Here is a 19,506-nt window from a genome sequence, read left to right as displayed (position 1 = left end):
AAATGTATAAAAAAAACATTTTAATATGTAAGAAGAACGCTTACATATCAAATAGAATCATACTGATTATGAAATTAGTTGGGATTTTGATGATTACTGTGTTTTTGCAGTTTTCTAGTGCAGAGAGTTTTGCGCAGCGCATTACGATCGTAAAAAAGCAGACTACATTGCTCAATGTGTTGACCACACTCGAGAAACAGTCGACGTACAATTTTGCCTATAATGCCCGTTTATTAGAGGGTACAGCTTCTGTTACGTTAAATTTAAAAAATGCAACAGTTACCGAGATTTTGGATAAAATCTTTGAAAATCAACAGTTGACTTATGTATTAAATGGAAATACAATCGTTATTCAACGCAAGGCGACAGTAGCGAAAGTCCAAGAAATGATTATTACTGGGCAAGTGCGCGACAGTAAAGGCAATTCGTTAGCAGGGGTGACCATCCGTAACAAATCCAATAACCAAACTGTTATCAGTGCTGCAGATGGTAGTTTTCGTATCACTGTAAAAGATGCGCAGGATGTGTTGATGATGAGTTTGCTTGGGTTTAAGCAAAAGGAACTCGTAGTAGGTCAACAGCGACAGTTGCAGGTTACCATGCAAGAGGATGAGCAAGAGCTGAATGAAGTTGTGGTGACAGCTTTGGGGATAAAAAGGGAAGAAAAGGCTTTGGGCTATGCTATTACAAAAATTGATAGCAACCAATTGACAGACGCCGTATCCGGCAATTGGTTGGATGCTTTGTCTGGTAAAGTACCAGGGTTGAATATGGTGCGCTCAAATGGAGGCCCCACAGGATCTAATAAAGTCATCTTACGAGGAGAGAATAACTTAACCGGAGAAAATGAGGCTCTGATCGTCGTTGATGGTGTCGTATTAAATAGCGGTAGTGGCAGGCGTACAGCTTCGGGGTCCAATGCTGCTGGACCTGAAGATGGTGTGCAACCTACAGATTTTGGTAGTGGTATTAATGACATCAATCCCGAAGATATTGAAAGTGTCACTGTGTTGCGCGGTCCAGGGGCTTCTGCATTATACGGTCAGCGCGGAGCAAATGGTGCAATCATTGTAACAACAAAATCAGGAAATAAGAAAAAAGATAAATTACCTAGTATTACCTACAATAGCAATTTAGCTTTTGAACAGCCCAATCGATGGCCAGACTTGCAGTACGAATACGGCCAGGGGCTAAATGGCGCCTCAACCTATGTGTACGGTACTAATAGTGGTACCAGTTTGGCCTGGGGACCACGTTTCAACGGACAGTCCTTTATCCAATATAATCCAGAGACGCAAAGTGCGGGTTTGGAGCCCACTCCTTGGGTGCCTTATAAAAATCAGGTCAGAGACTTTTTTCAGACGGGACAAACATGGACCAATTCGCTAAGTATTAATGGAAGAGTAAAAGAGACAACCTACCGATTCTCCGCTACGCATGCAGATAACGACTGGATCATTCCAAATACGGGGTATAGAAGAACCAACTTATCTCTTTCTGCAAATAGTAAATTGACTTCTAAGTTAAATCTTTCTGTTAAAGCTAATTATACGAATAAGTTTAGTGACAATCTTCCTGGTATGGGGTATGGCAACCAGTCTGTGATGTATTGGTATGTATTCTGGGTACCCAATGGTGACATTAATTGGCTCAATGATTACTGGGTTAAAGGCAAAGAAAACGAAGAATTGAAAGATGTCTTTACGACATCCCCAGAAAACCCTTACGCTATCTCTTACGAGTTTATAAATGGATCGAATCGCAACGGGCTGATGGGAAATGTGCAATTGAATTATGATTTTACAAAAGAATTAAGTCTACAGCTACGTGCCACGATGGATCGCTCGGAAGAGTTAAGAAAGCAGAAACGTCCCTGGACTGCAGCCCGATTGCCGAAAGGGTCGTATCGTACACAGGATATTGACGTTCAGGAAATAACAGCAGATTTCCTGTTAAAGTATAATAAAAAAATTAACGAGGATATTCAGATTAATACATCACTGGGAGGAAGCTTACTAAGAAATAGGTATTACAAGGACGAGAAGAGAGCAGATGGTTTGATCGAGCCTAATCTGTACAGTTTTGATAATGCGGCTTACGATCTTGTTGTTATTCCAGATACCAGTAGGTTTCATATCAATAGCGTTTACGGATTGATGTCTGCTTCGTACAAAGACTATCTTTATCTGGATTTGACGGCTCGTCAAGATTGGAGTAGTACGTTAGCTAATCCGGTAAGGCGAAATAATGTTGGTTTTTTTTACCCCTCAGCGAGTTTGAGTTTCGTAGCGTCTGATTATTTCACTATGCCAAGATATTTTGATATGGTAAAGGCAAGACTGTCTTTATCCCAGACAGGAAGCAGTGGTACTATTCCGTATCGTACGGCATACACTTATCCATTAGCTGATAATGGGATCTACCCCGGCAATGCCTTGACAAATCCCAATACCCTACCTAATCCCGACCTTAAGCCACTTAAGACCGTTACTTATGAAGTAGGAGCTGATGTCAAGATGTTTAAGAAAAGGTTAGAGTTAGATGTCGCGTTTTACAAAGGATATACAAAAAATCAGATTTTAGATCGTATTGTAGACCGATCGTCTGGATACACCCGTCAGATTATCAATGCTGGACAGATTAATAATCAAGGTATCGAAGTGGCTATTAATGGTACACCTATCCAGAATAAAAATTTTAAATGGAAGACGTATTTAACATTCTCGCACAATAAGAACAAAATCATGTCTATGGCCAATACAGACAGTACCGTTATCTTGCGTTCTTCTGCTGTTGGTGGTGCACAGATCGTTGCCAAAGTTGGAGGCAGTTTAGGGGATATGTACGGGATCGGATTTGAAAGATCGCCCGATGGACAGGTCGTTTATGATGCCAACTCAGGACTTGCAAAATTATCAGCTACCCCCGTGTATTTAGGAAATACTATTCCGAAGTATAAAGGAAGCATAGGTACAGAATTTAGCTACAAGGGGTTCAGGCTTAATGTCTTGTTTGATGCACAGTTGGGAGGTGTCGGACACTCTTATACGCATGGCCGTTTAGCCGATTTTGGAAAGCTTACGGCTACATTACCTGGACGTTATAGCGGTATTATCGGAGATGGTGTCGTACAGAATAGTGATGGTTCCTATAGTCCCAATACAACGATAGCGAAGGATATTACTTCTTTTTACAATTTTACCATGGGTACAGCAAATGGAGAAGGTGCTACCTACAAAACTGATTTTATCAAATTCAGGGAGGCTCGTTTCGATTATTCCTTGCCGAAGCAATGGATTAAATCGGCCAAGCTTTCGCGGGTCACCATGGGGGTATATGGTCGAAATCTATTTATCTGGTCCAAGTGGCCTTTGTTTGATCCTGAATTTGGAACACTTAGTGGAACAGACATTGTGACCGGATTTGAGGTCGGACAGTTTCCATCCACCCGTTCTTTTGGTTTTAATTTAGTGGTAGGCTTAAATTAATGGTTATGAAAAAAATATTTATAGGGTTTTTACCCTTATTTTTCCTCTTATTGTCAAGCTGCGAGCATGATTTTGAAGAGGTAAATACGGATCCGATCAGTGTACTGGATCCCGCTCCAGAAAAATTGTTAGCACCCGCTATTGTGAATATGGCAAAGGCCAATATGCTGCGCAACCGTAACTTTAACAATGAACTGATGCAGGTGACAGTATTACAGAGTGAAGATGAAAATGCCGTGTTTCGTTATGATTTTAGACCCACATGGGCTGATTATACCTGGAATGCATGGTATTCTGAGCTGACCAATTTTAGAGATATTTATCAAATTGCTTCAATGGACAAATATGAGAATACCGCCTATAAAGGAGTCGCTTTAATAAATGAGGCCTGGGCTTTTTCCTTGCTGACAGATACCTATGGTGATGTACCGTACACCGAGGCCAACAGAGGAAAAGAAGGCATAATGGAACCGAAATTTGATAAGCAGAAGGATATCTACTTAAGTTTGTTTGAGAAGCTGGAAGAAGCCAATTCATTATTAGCACAAAATGAAGACGAAATCGTACCACTTAGTGATCCTATATATGCAGGTAATGTGGATCACTGGAGAAGGTTTGGCAATAGCTTGTACCTTAGGTTATTGTTGCGGGTTTCGTCTAAGGATGAGGTAAAAGGCCAAGTAACAAGCAAAATTAAAGAGATATTGCAGGATAATACGTTGAAGTACCCCGTTTTTGAGAGCAATGGACAGTCAGCTACCGTAAAATGGACAGGCGATGTAGTAACGACAGATCCATTTACCAATCCCTATGTGACTGGTTTGAGGGAAGCCGATTTTACGATTGCATCGTTATGCAATTTTTTTATCTTAAAACTAAGCGAATGGAATGATCCACGCATTGATATATCCAATAAATATGGCAAAGATACGCGTAATAGACTTGGGATAGCGCCTGGGTCATCTGGTTTTTTAGGTGTAGACAGCGGCTATGAGCCAGGTGGTAAAGAGTTAAAGCAGTCTTATTTTTATTCCTTTGGAGGTTCAGAGTTTTCTTTACAGAAGAGTAAGTTGGCTGGTATATTGATGACTTATGCAGAGGTGGAGCTGATTAAAACCGAGGCTATAGCAAAAGGATGGATACAAGGAGATGCTGCAGAGAGTTATTACAAGGCAATTGCAAATTCTATTAATTATTGGGTTCCTCAATTTACCACAGATATCAATAATCAGGAGTTTACCGATTATGTAGCAACTGCTGGTCTGCAGTGGGATGATAATCTGCCGCTAGATGCCGGAGATGCGGCGAGCAAAATGGCAAACATACAGTTGCAAAAATATTATGTGCTTTTCCTGACAGATTTTCAGCAGTGGTTTGAACAGAGACGCACAGGTCACCCTGTTCTTCCCAAGGGAGCGGGTCTGAGAAATGGTGGGAAGATGCCTGTTCGGCTCAATTACCCCGTATATATTCAATCTGCAAATGCTCAAAACTACAGGGATGCTGTAAAAAATATGGGTGCAGATGATATTAATACATTAGTTTGGTGGCAAAAGCCTTAATACTTTATTAAATACTTTAGGTTATGAAAAGGTATATTTTCAATGTGTTTTTTTGTGTAGGAATACTAATTTGTTGTTGGGGCTGCGATACCGTGGGTAATTTTCCTGGGGCTACCGTCAATCCCGATATCGCGATATATGATCTGCGCAGTTTTTATAAAGGTCAGGATCTGAAACTGACCGATGAGACGCTATTGGGTGCTACAGGTATTACGGGGACGGTGGTCTCTGATCATTCCGGTAAGAACCTACCTACAGGGTTACTTATGGTACAAGATCGATTGCGTCTCAATGAGCTTAGAGGGATAGCCATACAGATTGGTGATGCAGCAGCAGAATATGTACCAGGAGATTCGGTGCGCGTTAACCTTATCGGCGGCGTGATGAAGCGCGAAAGCGGTCTTTTGGTGATTCAAGGTGTTGATAAATCGGCTGTTAATAAAATTGCTTCCGGGCGTGCCATTGCAGTCAATCGAATACCGAGTAGTTATATTCTAGCTGATCCAGATAAATATGAAAGTACAGAGCTGGTTATTGTAAAGGGAGGCTTTGACCCGATACCCGAACCAACAGATACCTATGCTGGTGATAGGTTGGTTAACGATGGTTTTGATAATTTTGTACTACATACGGATGCTTCAGCGACCTTTGCACAACAAGTACTTCCAGGTATGGCTAATTTTTTTGGCGTAGTAGGGTACACACAAGTCGACGGTAAGTGGGTCCCGCATTTGCGGATTCGTAGAGATTCGGATATCACGGTACTAAGCTCTACCGTTAGTCGTGCTTCTATCGTAATTTCCGGTTATATCGGAGATGTAGAAGGTACTGATCTGGATGGAGAGTATATTCAATTTTTGGCAACACAGGATGTTGATTTTTCTAAAACACCATATTCTGTTGTCACACACAATACCAATTCGGGCTATCAACCTACCGGTGTTCCTGTGAATGGTTGGGCTGCCGGAGGTAAGCGATCTTATAAATTTGATCTTAAAAGTGGACAGGTTAAAAAAGGAACCTACTTCTATGTTGGTAACTCGGCTAGACTAATAAATGGGGTAGGATCGACCTCTATCAGTGATGCCAACTGGATCGTGTCAAGGAAGACCGGATCGGTCAAGGGGGATGGTTTTGGAGATGTAAATACAGATTTATTTTTAAATGGTACGAGTGCTTTTACAGATGCGATAGCCGTATTTGAAGGAACGACCGTGACAAAGAATTCGATCCCAATTGATGTAATCGTCACCGGATATAATGGTGCCATATTGAATGTCGGTCAACAAGCAGGTTTACGGATTGCAAATACGGATTGGTACGATATTATAAATCCAGTAACATTACAGCAGCAGCCGTTTTACAAACAAGGGTCTAATACCATTTACCTTGCTAGACCCGCTCCTTCAGATGCAGGATGGTTTTATAAATTAGGTGGCGAGTACAATGTACGTTTGGGCAGATGGGTAAAGGCCCGGTCGCAGCGTACAGTTGATCTGTCAAAGCAGTCAACTATAGAGGAAATAGAAGGCGAGTTCCCGAAAGCAAATGGGACAAATGAAGGATGGTATGCAACAAAAGTGATCGAATAGAATGTTTGTTATGAAAAATAGTAAGCGATTACACCGATTCAGAAGTTTTTTCTTTTTTATCTTTTCGATAGCCTTATTAGGCGGCTGCGCGATAAAAGCTAAGAAAGAACCTTCAACCTTAGCTAATCTAAAGGTTTTAAGTTATAATATACATCATGCCAACCCACCCAGTAAACCCAATTTGATTGATATAGACGCAATTGTTGGTGTGATTAAATCGGCAGATGTAGATTTAATTGGCTTACAGGAAGTCGATAATGGGACAGCTCGTAGTGGACATAAAAATCAGGCGAAATTGATAGCGGATAAGTTAGGGTATCAGTACCGTTATTTCAAAGCTATAGATCATGATGGAGGAGAATATGGTTTAGCGATATTGAGCCGTTTATCCATCGATACTTCTGTGTTGGTGCAGCTGCCGCAAAAAGTGGTAGCCGAAAAACGGATTTTGGCTGCCGTGCAGTTAACGGTAGGAGGACAACCCGTAATATTTGCAACAACACATTTGGATGCTACACGAGATCCTATCAATCGTCAGGTACAGATAGAACATATCGTTGACTATTTTAAATCTGAGAAAAAAGCGGTTATACTGTGTGGCGACTTAAATGCCGTTCCCGATAGTAAAGTTATACAGACCTTAGACAACGCGTTCAGACGCAGTTGTGTGGAGGGCTGCGAACATACGGTTCCTCAGATTCAACCTAGGCGCACGATTGATTATATTGCCGTCAAGAATGCTAACTGGACTGTTGTATCGCACCATGTCCTTGCGGAGTCCTATGCTTCAGATCATCGGCCTGTTAAAGTGATTTTCGGATTTTAGATTATATTTTAGGTCGTTTGGTTTTCCATTGGAGGATAAAATAAATCCTCCAATGGAAATTTAAAATCTATTTTGTCGTCATATTTCAGCTCTCTTTCTCTCCGTCATATTTTACCATTACTTGGGGGGCATAAGCTTAGGTGCTTTAAGCGAGTGAAATTTTGTTATAAAAGTCTGTCGCTTTATTTTTTAAACAAAACCTTTAAGGTAGAAAGCGGCTACGATTGCCGAGAAGATCAAGACCGGTAACGCTATATTGAGGATTGCCTTCCAGATCGAGAACTTCTGCGTTACCGCAATTCCAACGATAAAAAAGAAAGCAACATTAATTGCCAGGATACTCTGGACGACTTGGTATACCATTTTAAACGTATTTATACTCTGATCTGTACTTACTGCCCAGAATGCTTTGGTAAAATAAGATGGGCCAAATAAGGAGATACCGACTATATGCAAAACAAGGAGTCCTATGCCCGGTATTATAGCATAGCACATGACACGGAATATATCTTTGCTTTGGGCAGATCCCGAGATCCATTTTCCTGTTAACGAGAGTATAAATGCAAATAGTTGATAAAAGATTATGGTGAGGATGGCGTTTACAAGAAAAACCTTTATGAAGATAGCCATTGGTGTAATGTTGTCAACCTCAATCTCTCTAAATCTACTGAGGTTTCCTGCCAGTATGCCGAAATAGAAAAATATCCACATGTATCTTTCAAAGCGCTGGTCTGTTATATAGTTAAAAAACCAGCGTGGTCTATTCCATATATTGGAAAATATAAACGAGAATGAATTGTCTTTACGCTGTTGCTGTAGCATTGGTTTGTATTTGGTTTTTAAGTTTACAATTATGTTTAAATATACAAAATATTTAGATTTTTTGAAGTTTATGTCTGCTCTTTGTAAAAACCATTAATTTGTTATTTTGCTCTTTATAAAGAGCAAAATTTGATATATTTGTTTTTTGTAGAGAGCAATATGGAAGCTTTATTTGAAAAGTCTTATCAGAAATTTCGACGTATCAACGTACAGCACAAGCGTTATTTAATGGACGAAATTGATTGGAATAGTAGGTTAATTGGGATTAAAGGGGCTCGTGGAGCCGGTAAAACGACTTTAATGCTACAATATGCAAAATTGAATTTGCCTATTGGCAAGGAGACTTTATATACTAGCCTAGATAGTCTTTATTTTACTGCTAACACCTTGGTTGATCTAGCTGACCAATTTGTTAAAAAAGGCGGTAAGTATCTCTTATTGGACGAGGTGCATCGTTACAGCAATTGGTCTCAGGAGATAAAAAATATCTATGATGATCATCCTGAACTTAAGGTGATTTTTACGGGCTCTTCAATCATGCATATCAATCGTGCAAAAGGAGATTTAAGCCGTAGAGCTGTGATGTACGAGTTGTTTGGTTTGTCTTTTAGGGAATATCTTAATTTCGTATTGGAAGAATCTTTCAAGCCGATATCCTTTGATGATTTAATACATTCTCATACAGCTGTAGCTATGGATGTTGTCGAAAAAGTCCAGCCACTTGCTCATTTTAGTAGCTATTTAGAACATGGGTATTATCCTTATTTTTTGGAAGGAACTTCCGTATATGCTCAAAAGCTATCCGAAACAATATCGCTTGCTATCAACATCGATCTTCCGGCATTTCATGATATTAATCCGGGCAGCGTTGAGAAAATTAGGCTTCTCTTATACATCATTGCGCAGTCGGTCCCTTTTAAACCCAATATTTCAAAATTGAGCGAGCGAATAGGAGTGAGTCGCAATAGTTTGGTTCAATATATCAGATACTTAGAAGATATGCGTATCATTCGAGGGCTTTATGCGGATGCCAAGGGGATTGGAATGTTGCAAAAGCCCGAAAAGATCTTTCTTCAACACCCTAACCTCCAATTTTCATTAGCAAAAGAAAACAGCAATCTTGGCAATGTGCGCGAGAGTTTTTTTATCAGTCAACTGTCCAACCTTGGAGATGTGAACTACACGTCCGACGGCGATTTCGCTTTTAGAGATTATGTTTTCGAGATAGGTGGTAAGAATAAAACCAGTAAGCAGTTAAATAATATAAAGAATGGCTATGTCGTGGCTGATGAGATGGAGATCGGACACCTTCATAAGATTCCATTGTGGTTATTTGGCTTTTTGTATTAAACCTTATTAATCAAGGCGATCTATATGGATAAAATTCTAAGGGACCGTAGTTTTCGGTTGTCGATTATTCTTACAGTTATTTTCTTTGGGACAGGTATCTTTTTTCTGTTTATTGGTACAGCCCCATTAGGTTGGGCTCTTTTTATTGTTTTACCTATAGTTTTAGGTATTGCTATCGGTGCTATGCCCAATGCAAAGTATATCGTATGGGGAGCTATCGGCTCGGCAGCTATTATTCTTACAGCACTCGTTATTCCTGGGTTATCCGGTTTGTTGTGTATTGTGATGACATTGCCCTTGGTTCTTCCACTTATCTTTGCCGGTTATATTATTGCGCATTTGGCGAAGCGATATCGTCAGATACGGGGTACAGACAGATTGCCGGTGTTACTACTCCCTCTGTTGCCTTTTCTAATTGCAGCACCAGTAGAACAATATCTAACGGCGGATAAGGATGAAGTTATTGAGGTTGCTACCGAACAGATCTTTGATTATACCCCAGAGCAGGTGTACGATGCCATAAAATCTGTTGATACCCTCGATGCAAAAAAAACCTATCTTATGTATTTTGATCTCCCTATTCCTACCAAATGTGTTTTGGAAAAAGAAGAAGTAGGAGGGTTGAGGACCTGTTATTTTAAAGCCGGAAAATCCAGCGCAAATGATTTTGGCAGTGGTACTATCGTGGAGCGTATTACAGCTTTAGAGCGCGGAAAGGTTTTGAAAATGGATGTCATCGACTATAAGTTGGTAGGGCGCAGTTGGCTCGGTTTTAAGGAAGCTATATATTATTTTGATAAAGTAGGCGAGGACAAATGTAAGCTGACACGCATTACAACCTATACCTCCGTTTTAAAACCCAGATTCTATTGGGAACCGTTGGAAAAACTAGGGATAAAACAAGAACACGATTATGTATTCAGTAATCTGCTCAAGGATCTGACCAAAAAATAAGGTTATATTAATTTTCTTTAACGGGTTGCAATATGTTATTTTGAGATCAATTAAAGATTTGAAAGGCCTTTTTATAGAAAATACTGTTCAAATACTAAATAGAAAATGTTAAATTAAAGCATGGTTTTTTATGTATTAAAGGATTAATAAAGTAATAAGCGTATGTTAATAGGTCTGAAGTCTAGGAGTGCACTTCATTTTAAAGTACTCATTCTAATGTTGTTTCCTTTTTCTCTGTTTTGTCAGACTATTTCGGTAGAAGGAATATCAAATAGTGGTAACTCTTTTATTTTTGTTTCGTATTCGCTTAAAGGGGAAGCTTTGACAGATTCAATATCGATAATCAATAATCAATTCAAGTTTGATCTCAATGTTAGTGAAAATCAAAAATACAGATTGAAATTTGATAAAGAAGATAAGGCATATTTCGATTTTTATAGTACAAGCCCAATTACGCAACTAGATCTAAAAAAAGATATTACACAATCATTTGTCAAGAACCCATCGGAACTACAAGTTGACTTTTTACGGCATCAAGAATTCGTCGATAAATTCTGGGAAAAAAATAAAAAGTCCATGGTCGACTCAGAGGAACTCCAAGATTCTATAAATAATCTGAGAATCACACAAGAACTTGAATACCTCAGGGACTATCCAAACTCGTTGAGTTCTCTCGAATCTATGGAACTTTTGTTAAAGATGAAGTATGGAAGAGCAAGGTACTTGGAGTTTAAGGAAGTCCTAAATCGGCTTTCTGAGGATATGTCTAAGACGCCTTATGCCATATCAATGCGAAGTTTTGTAGATATCCTCGATAAATATCATGCATTAAAAAAGCTACCAGTTATTAAGGCGCTAGATCAAGATAGTATAGAAATTGATACCCGTAATGTTGCACAAGGAAAATATTTACTTCTTGACTTTTGGGCCAGTTGGTGTGTACCCTGTAGGCATGATCATCCTGCTCTTAAAGAACTTTATGCGGCTAACAGGGATAGGCTTGAAATCTTGCAATTTTCCATTGATGAAAATACAGACTTGTGGCGCAAGGCAATTTTAGAAGATAAGCTTGCACTTTGGAGGCATGTTTCAGTTAAGGAAAATGATCTAAAAACAATTAGACGAGATTTGTTGATTTTTAGTGTCCCTGTTAAAATCTTAGTTGATCCGGAAGGTCGGATAATTAGAAGATGGGAAGGAGCAGATGATATCTTTTTAGAAGAGATAAAAGATCTCGTGAAGAGGTAGTGCTATTTCGAATACATCAACACCCCGTCAATAGATTCTTTTTGTAAAAGCTGTTGACCTGTGCCACATAATACCTTGAGGCATTTTTCGAGCTCGCTGATACGGAATTCGAGGTTTTCAGCCTTCAGCTTTTTGTAGATTTCCAGTGCATTTTGGTTCTGGTCGAAGTAACTGTCAGCTATCCATTGCTTCAGTACGGCCAAAAGCACTTCATTTGTCTTGCGCGTGCTTCCTTTTTGAGCCTGTTTCTTCTTCCATATGACGCAGGTACCCCCGCCATCCTCGCTGTAAATGATATGCGAAAACCCTTTATACCCATCTTCGTTAATCTTTTTGGTATGATGGAGGTGTATATCTCCAGATGGTGTGCCATTGACGATGATTCTCGAGAAAGGACAATCCAGCAGGTAGGGTAGATATAAATATATATTAGTAAGAGTGCTAGGGTTTATTCCAACATCAGAGGAAGAATAAGCATTGCTCGTTCAGGTAGCAGTTCCATGCTTATGGATACACCTCTCTGGAGAGAGGCGAGAGCTTGGGGGATTGTCATATACTCTTTATTTGCCTGATTTTGTTTGGTACATTATCAATTGACGAAAAGAACGGAGTGATTTTGGGATCTAGCCACGATATCAATTCATATAGTGTCAGATGGATATCCTCGGCAATGGAACAATCTATAACTGTTCCCTTGAAGCATATTGGCTCACAATGATTTATTCTGTTTCTAAAATCCTTTAGTTTTTCCAGCTTGCTGTGGATAGTCGCTCGATTTTCAGTGGATAGTTTATTTGGAAATGCCCTCATGGGACATCCACTTAATAAAGCGTAATGATGGCTTAGAAAGAATGATGTCCAGAATCCCAGCGTCTGATCCGCGAGTAGTCTAGCACTAGTGATTGAAAGCTTTCTACGATGAAACTTCTTTTCTGAGCTCAGGATAGATTCTTTAAGGAAGTACCGCGACTTCGAAAGAGAAGGGTGAGACATAAAACCATTTTTTTGGTTTAGTACCCAATTACCATCATTAAAATGAATGGTCAATACGCGATGAATTGAATTACGTAGTACTACTTCAAATTGAGTTAGTAGGGGATGAAAAGCCTGAGCCAATCTTATGTTTGCATTGTATAGCTGTTTGGCTTTTAATAGGTTATATTGAGTAGCTTGTTGATACCTATTATACCGTGTTTTGGATAAATATTTATGTCGGAGCTCTATTCTCATTTGGTAATTGGTCTGATATTTGGTATATTTGCTGTGTTAGACTTAGTCAAGCCTCTTGTCTGCAAAGATAACGTAACTAAGTAGAGATTAAAGGGATGCCATAGGTGTCCCTTTATTTTTTTAATAGTCTGTTGGTTTTATATAAGAAACTATATTACGTTTATATAGAAATTTTTATTAGAAACCTTAGTGCTCCTTAACATGTCAAGTTTCACAAGTGGCCTCGCTTGGTCTGTTATATCTTTGTTTGTAAGCTTTTCGTTTATGAATTCTTCGTCCTTTGTTATCTCATCGATTATTTGCTTTACTGATTTTTCTATTTTGAAAAAATCGTCATCAATCATCGAAATCAATTTTTCTTTTATAGCGTTTGCTTTCGCTAGGGATTGTTTTGGATCTTTTTTGGGAAGTATTTGTTGAACAGTATTTTCTGGATAAAAAAGTTGTGGAGATATATTTAGGTCTAGTGCAATTGCGTTGATTTGATCATGTGTATACATCTCTCCACGATGTGGATTTTCAACATGACCAATATAACCATCACTAACATCTAATAACATAGCAATGTAAGACTGCGATTTTTTATGTTCGGTTCTTATTAAAATACTCTGTTCTACAATTGCTAATTCGAAAGCAGATTTTCTTGACATAATATTTATTTTTTTTGCAATCTCTATAGTTATTACTATATTTGTCTATAGTTGTAACTATAGAAATGATTGTTGATATGATGAAATAGTATTTAAATAGTATTTTTAGCACTTCTATTCGAACTTAGAATAGTGGGTGTTTGCTTTATGATCTCGTTCGAGCAATGTGGTAATTGATTAGGACACGAGCGGTAAGTGAACACCTCGGAACAATATATTTATTGGGCCGAGGTATTACTGATTGTGTCTGGTAGTTTACTACCCCCGATTACCACCGGGAGCTCGAACTTCAGTAAGCCTCGGCCTAATATTTTTAGGTGATATTAGAGGCTCATAAAAGTTATAAGTAAAATTTATGAGTATGAAAAAGCAACTGTACAAAAATTTGATTTCTGCTCCCGAGTAGCTCAAGACGAATGTCATCAAGGATGACCCCGAATCAATGTCGCCAATTATAACCGCAAAATCCAATTGAAAACCGAGAGTGCGCATTTAGATTCATTCATTATCAATTTTATTTATTAACCGTGTGGCCTGATTAGTTAATGAATAGAGGTCTTTAGATTTCTCTGTTCCGCTTTGCTCCAATCGAAATGACGAGGTGGGGTGATTGTGTCACACTCAATGATCTTTAGAAATGAAGAATTTTTTAAGGGGTGGGAGAGGACTGTCTATATTTGGCCGACAAGAGGTGCCTGTCTATCAAAGCGAAAATAAAGAAGAACTATGTTGTTTAGATTCTTCGACTACGTTACACTCCGCTCAGAATGACGGGGAAGGAAAGCTTAAAGCTTATAGCCTATGGCCTAAAGCCTGTATAATAATATTCTGTGTGTTGTTTAGTACGGTCTCGGTTACTCCTGCCTTGGGGCAGGAGGGCCAAGGCCTAAAATCTCTTCAAGCAATCCGAATAGGTGATATGCTGCCCGAGGCCTTTTGGCAACAGCGATTAAAGGCATATACTACCGATGGGGATAGCTCGTACATCTCATTGTCTGATTATAGGGATAAGCTTTTGGTATTAGATTTTTGGGCTACATACTGTGTGCCTTGTGTTGCTTCTGTGGACAAATGGAACGAATGGCAGGCCTCTTTTGGAGAGCGGGTAAAAGTATTGCCAATAGCGCTTTATAACTTCAATAGATCAGTGCTCCCATTTATACAGAAAAGAGGATGGAGCCTTCCTGTTGTATTTGGCAATAGGGGGGATACGCTCTTGAATGAAATGTTTTATTATAAACGGAGCTTTGGTCAGGTATGGATCCGTGATGGTAAGCTCTTTGCAATCCCCAACTCGGGGACGCTTACCAAAATAGATGTACATAATGCATTGCTGGGCGCTCCACCCAAAGAAGCAAATTATAAATATAGTTTTCAGGGGAGGCCGAAAGAGCAACAGAAAGAGCAACCGATAGACACGCTGGAGAAGGACGAAACCAATATTATTGATGAGGTCGTGGTCAATACGGGATATTATACAATTCCTAAAGAGCGGGCAACAGGTTCTTTTACACACATCGATCGTAAAGCACTTGATCGTTCGGTAGGAGGCAATATCTTGGAAAGACTGGAAGGAATCGCTTCAGGGCTTCAGTTTGACTATCGAAGCCTGAGCGATGATGACCCTACAGCAACTCCTCAGTTGCGGGTCAGGGGAGTGAGCACATTGGAGGCGAATGCCTCACCTTTGATTGTTATTGATAATTTTCCTTACGAGGGAAATATAGACCAGATCAATCCAAATGATATAGAGAATGTCACCATTCTCAAAGATGCTGCTGCGGCTTCCATCTGGGGAGCACGGGCAGGTAATGGTGTCATTGTGATTACAACTAAAAAAGGAAGTCGTGCGGATAGATTGCGTATTAATTGGACCAGTAATATAGGACTATCCCGTAAACCCGACCTGACACGTAATCCTAATTATCTCCCCGGCTCGACAGTGATGGCGATACAGGAGGAAAAATTCGGTAGGGGTGCGTACAGAGAAATGGACGCCCTATTACTCCCTGCCTATGTAGAGCTATTGATAAAAAAAAGAGACAAACTGATCAGCGAAGAAGAGTTTGCAAGAAAGAAGGCATGGTATGCTCAGAATGATCTACGAAAAGATGTGTCAATGCATATGCTGACGAACGAGCGCAGAGAACAGCACTATCTGAATGTGAATGGTGGGACTGAGGATAATTGGTTTGCATTCTCGGCTGGGTATGATGCACAGGATTATAGCAAGCTAGGGGACAAAAGTAAACGTATAAACTTACAGGCTCAGAATGGCATACGGTTTGGAGAAAAATTCGATCTTTCGGCACAGCTCAACTTTTCGAATCTAGACCGAGATCTGAATAGTACCTCTAGTTATGCTCAGGGAGATAGCTATGAGAGTCTATTCGATGAAGCAGGGGGCGCGGCAGGGATAGGAGGAGCATATCGTATAGCTTATCGGGAGAAAGCAGAAGAGAGCCAGCTCTTGAATTGGATACAACGGCCGCTTGATGAACCCTTCCTGATCGATCAGAACCGTAAAGAGTCGCAGATGCGGTTTTATGGGGTGTTCAGTTATAGACCTATTCCAGACATCAAACTATCTGCAAATTATCAATACCAGCTGGGATTTAATCGTGGTCACTTGTTTTATGACGAGGATAGTTTTTATGCCCGGACTCTGATCAATCGATATACGCAGGTTGACGGCAAACGAATTATACCATTGGGAGGTATCCGCAAGTATGATGCTCCGCAAACTAGCCAGTCGCATGCTGTCCGGTTGCAGACCAATTGGTCCAGAGCGATAGGGACTTGGAGTAATCTGGATCTTTTGGCCGGAGCGGAGGTAAGGAGTCTAGTGACAGAGTCAGGAGTGAATAGTACCTTATATGGCTTTGACAAAGATAGCTGGAAAATGGCAACGATTACCGATTACGGTACCCGTTATCCACTGCGTCCTACAGGAACCGGAAATATAGCCAATCCTGTAAGCTGGCCTAACATCATATCAGGTAGGTACCTGTCATACTTTGGGAATGTCGGGTATTCTTTATGGGATAAGGTTATGTTGAGTGGCAGTATGCGCTGGGACGGCAGCAATCTATTAGGGGTCAATACTAACCAGCGAGGTACGGCATTATTCTCTATCGGAGGTGCGTACAATCTGCATCGGGAAGTATTTGTACCTAAGTTTTTCGATGAATTGAAATTGAGACTGACTTACGGAAGTGCAGGTAATATTGATAAAAGCCAAAGCCATTACCCGACGATATCACTGTCCACTAACACAATAACAGGGCTTACGCAAGCAGGAATCTCACACCCCGGAAATCCAGATCTACGGTGGGAACAGGTCAATACCTGGAATCAAGGGGTTGACTTTCGTATACAAAAATTAGGCATTGAAGGTTCTATAGAGTTTTATCAGAAAAAGGCCAACCATCTGCTTGGTCCCACCATAATGGATCCAACTTCTGGAGTGCCCAGGAGTATGAATTATAAGACAAACTATGCGGGACTACAGACTAGAGGTTGGGATATCCAGTTCTCATATGCGAGATCTATTGGTGTATTGCAATGGAAAACAACTGTTCTGATGTCGGCAACAAGGAATAGGGTCGATAACTATAGTGGCCCTCCTGCAACCTATTCCGCAAATTATATTGATCGCAGAATCCCATTATTAAATGAATCGATAGATCAACTGTATGCTTTTCCCTGGTTCGGGCTCAGCTCGAAAACAGGTCTCCCTATTGCTTATACCGAGGGTAGGCTAATCGAAGATCCGAAGGATTTTACGCGCTATTACCTTGATCTTCCGATGGATAATTTGGTTCGGGTAGGGTCCGAAGTACCATTGCTATTCGGGTCGTGGATGAATAGTGTGACATGGAAGAGTTTTAGCATTTCTGTCTTGTTGGGATATAAGGGCAGATATTTTTATCGTAGAAACTCTCAAGGCTCGGGCGAGGAATTACTTGATCTGCCCAAATACCATATGGATTATTTTAAGCGCTGGAAGCAGTCAGGTGATGAACTGTATACGCATGTGCCTGCATATACACCTTCAGTATTGAATGATAGTCAAAATGAATTTTATAAAAACTCAGAGATCTTGACTGAAAAGGGGGATCATATCCGACTACAGGATATAAGCGTATCCTACCGCTTACCGAAGAAATATACCAGCAGTCTGAAAATGGAGCAGGTACGGTTTTATGTCTATGCCAAAAATCTAGGTCTGCTCTGGAAGTCTAGTAAAATAGATATAGACCCGGATTATCATCAACTGGAGTATCCCGCACCTTTACGTATATCAGCCGGTGTACAATTGGACTTTTAATTTAATTTCATCATGAGAAGATTATTTTTAAAAAATATACTATTCATATTGTTATTGGCCGTGATAGGCTGTGGCAATCAATTCTTAGATATCAAACCCAGCAAAAATCAGCGGGTGCCGACAAGTATTGAAGACTATCAGGCTATCTTGGACAATCCGAACAATAATGGTATGCCGATGAATGTTCTTTCCTCTTCTTATTTGGGTATTGTCGGGTCAGGCGAGTATCATATAGAAGATGCCTATTACAATGCAATACCTACCGGAGCAACTTATTCTTATCAGAAAAATGCCTATGTCTGGGCCAAAGATGTCTATTTGGGCGGAGAGGGAGGTACTACTAACCCTACGGATTATGATATGGCCTACCAGCGCATACTTTATTGTAATATTGTGTTGGATGGGGTAGAAAGAATCGCCAAGGGCGAGCATGATGCTGTAGCTTTGGCACAGCTGAAGGGGGATGCGTTATTTCGTAGATCGCTCGATTTTTATAACCTTGCACAATTGTATTGTGAGGTATATGACGAGTCAAGAAAAAATCTTGCGTATGGTATTCCATTGCGATTGAGCTCATCGCTAGACGAACATAAAGGAAGAGGGACATTGGCGCAAACCTATGATCGTATCGTTAGCGATTTATCAGAGGCTTTGGCATTACTGCCCAATCTGCCGGTAAATGTATTCAGACCATCTAAAATTGCGGTTTATACCCTTCTTTCAAGAGTATATATGCAGAAGGGAAATTATGATATGGCACTTCAGGTGCTGGTGGAAGCATTGAAGATAAAGGCTGATCTGATAGATTTTAACAGCCTGTCTGTAGGGAATAATTATAGGTTTCCGCTTTATGGTATCGGCAATAAGGAGGTGATCTTTACCAATGCAACCAACTACAATGTTGGCGTAGATGAAAGCCGTGTAACGGTAAATGCGCAGTTATTGGGGCTGTATGCCGAAGATGATCTGAGAAAAAAAGTCTATTTTTTTAAAGACAATAAGAATAAGACCCTTTTTTATGGAAGTTACTATGGGAATAGAAACCTCTTTACAGGTTTAGCAACGGATGAACTCTATCTTTCCATATCCGAATGTTTGGTCAGATCGGATCGGACAGAAGAGGCTTTGGACTGGTTGAACCGCTTATTACGGAAAAGAATGGTAAATAAAAATTTTGAACCGGTTCTAATAAAGGATAAAAATCTGCTGCTGAAGTTCGTTTTAGAGGAAAGGCAAAAGGAGCTTTTATTGCGAGGAATCAGGTGGGAAGATATGCGGAGGTTAAATAAGGAAAGTGAAATTTTGACTACACTCCGGCGGGTGGTAAACGGGAAAGAGTTTGTGTTAGCACCCAGAGGTAAAAATTGGGTGTGGCCATTGCCTTTGGAGGCTGTCCAATTGGGTGGGTTGGAACAGAATGAAAGAGAATAGCTACATATACATAAAGAGCCAGG

The 19,506-nt window shown here is 40.1% G+C and carries 13 protein-coding genes; 9 read left to right on the top strand and 4 right to left on the bottom strand.

What is annotated here, in order from left to right; genetic code table 11:
* The first annotated feature begins 68 nt into the window (after nucleotides 1-68).
* From G7B20_RS03730 to G7B20_RS03715, 4 genes are read left to right on the top strand one after another with little or no spacing between them, the layout of a single operon-like run.
* Nucleotides 69-3,488 carry a SusC/RagA family TonB-linked outer membrane protein gene (locus G7B20_RS03730; RefSeq protein ID WP_240458423.1) on the top strand — a complete coding sequence of 1,140 codons (3,420 nt, stop codon included), beginning with the start codon at nucleotides 69-71 and terminating at the stop codon, nucleotides 3,486-3,488.
* Between the two features lie 5 nt (nucleotides 3,489-3,493).
* The gene (locus G7B20_RS03725; RefSeq protein ID WP_240458424.1) at nucleotides 3,494-5,050 is read left to right on the top strand and encodes a SusD/RagB family nutrient-binding outer membrane lipoprotein; all 1,557 of its coding nucleotides are present in this window, start codon (nucleotides 3,494-3,496) and stop codon (nucleotides 5,048-5,050) included.
* 23 nt (nucleotides 5,051-5,073) lie between these two features.
* Nucleotides 5,074-6,642, top strand: a complete 1,569-nt coding sequence (locus G7B20_RS03720) for a DUF5689 domain-containing protein (RefSeq protein ID WP_164108691.1) — start codon at nucleotides 5,074-5,076, stop codon at nucleotides 6,640-6,642.
* A 10-nt stretch (nucleotides 6,643-6,652) separates the two neighbouring features.
* Entirely contained in the window at nucleotides 6,653-7,468 is an 816-nt protein-coding gene (locus tag G7B20_RS03715; RefSeq protein ID WP_164108690.1) for an endonuclease/exonuclease/phosphatase family protein, read from the top strand.
* Between the two features lie 189 nt (nucleotides 7,469-7,657).
* Here G7B20_RS03715 and G7B20_RS03710 read toward each other — a convergent pair whose 3' ends face one another.
* The gene (locus tag G7B20_RS03710; protein WP_164108689.1) at nucleotides 7,658-8,290 is read right to left on the bottom strand and encodes a hypothetical protein; all 633 of its coding nucleotides are present in this window, start codon (nucleotides 8,288-8,290) and stop codon (nucleotides 7,658-7,660) included.
* Nucleotides 8,291-8,449: 159 nt separating this feature from the next.
* Here G7B20_RS03710 and G7B20_RS03705 point away from each other — a divergent pair, with 159 nt between their 5' ends.
* The 3 genes from G7B20_RS03705 (at nucleotide 8,450) to G7B20_RS03695 (ending at nucleotide 11,842) form a co-directional block, all read left to right on the top strand.
* Nucleotides 8,450-9,640 (top strand): ATP-binding protein, encoded by a 1,191-nt coding sequence (locus tag G7B20_RS03705; protein WP_164108688.1) that lies wholly within the window; start codon nucleotides 8,450-8,452, stop codon nucleotides 9,638-9,640.
* A 24-nt stretch (nucleotides 9,641-9,664) separates the two neighbouring features.
* A complete protein-coding gene (locus G7B20_RS03700; RefSeq protein WP_164108687.1) occupies nucleotides 9,665-10,594 on the top strand; it encodes a polyketide cyclase in 930 nt (309 codons plus the stop codon).
* Between the two features lie 162 nt (nucleotides 10,595-10,756).
* Nucleotides 10,757-11,842: a TlpA disulfide reductase family protein gene (locus tag G7B20_RS03695; protein ID WP_164108686.1), complete on the top strand. Its 1,086-nt coding sequence runs from the start codon at nucleotides 10,757-10,759 to the stop codon at nucleotides 11,840-11,842.
* Between the two features lie 2 nt (nucleotides 11,843-11,844).
* Here the strand turns inward: G7B20_RS03695 and G7B20_RS03690 are convergent, their stop codons facing one another.
* The 3 genes from G7B20_RS03690 to G7B20_RS03680 all read right to left on the bottom strand — a co-directional run bounded on the left by G7B20_RS03690 (nucleotide 11,845) and on the right by G7B20_RS03680 (nucleotide 13,722).
* Entirely contained in the window at nucleotides 11,845-12,045 is a 201-nt protein-coding gene (locus G7B20_RS03690; RefSeq protein WP_164108685.1) for a hypothetical protein, read from the bottom strand.
* 346 nt (nucleotides 12,046-12,391) lie between these two features.
* The gene (locus tag G7B20_RS03685) at nucleotides 12,392-13,072 is read right to left on the bottom strand and encodes a hypothetical protein (protein WP_164108684.1); all 681 of its coding nucleotides are present in this window, start codon (nucleotides 13,070-13,072) and stop codon (nucleotides 12,392-12,394) included.
* A gap of 149 nt (nucleotides 13,073-13,221) precedes the next feature.
* Nucleotides 13,222-13,722 carry a hypothetical protein gene (locus tag G7B20_RS03680; RefSeq protein ID WP_164108683.1) on the bottom strand — a complete coding sequence of 167 codons (501 nt, stop codon included), beginning with the start codon at nucleotides 13,720-13,722 and terminating at the stop codon, nucleotides 13,222-13,224.
* A 637-nt stretch (nucleotides 13,723-14,359) separates the two neighbouring features.
* Between G7B20_RS03680 and G7B20_RS03675 the strand changes: the two genes are divergently transcribed.
* Together G7B20_RS03675 and G7B20_RS03670 are read left to right on the top strand one after the other, a co-directional pair.
* On the top strand, nucleotides 14,360-18,052 hold the full coding sequence (locus tag G7B20_RS03675) for a SusC/RagA family TonB-linked outer membrane protein (protein WP_164108682.1): 3,693 nt from the start codon (nucleotides 14,360-14,362) through the stop codon (nucleotides 18,050-18,052).
* Nucleotides 18,053-18,064: 12 nt separating this feature from the next.
* Nucleotides 18,065-19,483, top strand: coding sequence for a RagB/SusD family nutrient uptake outer membrane protein (locus G7B20_RS03670; protein WP_164108681.1), 1,419 nt, complete (start codon nucleotides 18,065-18,067; stop codon nucleotides 19,481-19,483).
* Nucleotides 19,484-19,506: the final 23 nt, after the last annotated feature.

This window comes from Sphingobacterium sp. xlx-96 (assembly GCF_011007365.1).
Taxonomy (GTDB): Bacteria; Bacteroidota; Bacteroidia; order Sphingobacteriales; family Sphingobacteriaceae; genus Sphingobacterium; species Sphingobacterium luzhongxinii.
Note: the sequence above shows the minus strand (reverse complement) of the source record. Positions and strands in the feature narration are given on the sequence as shown.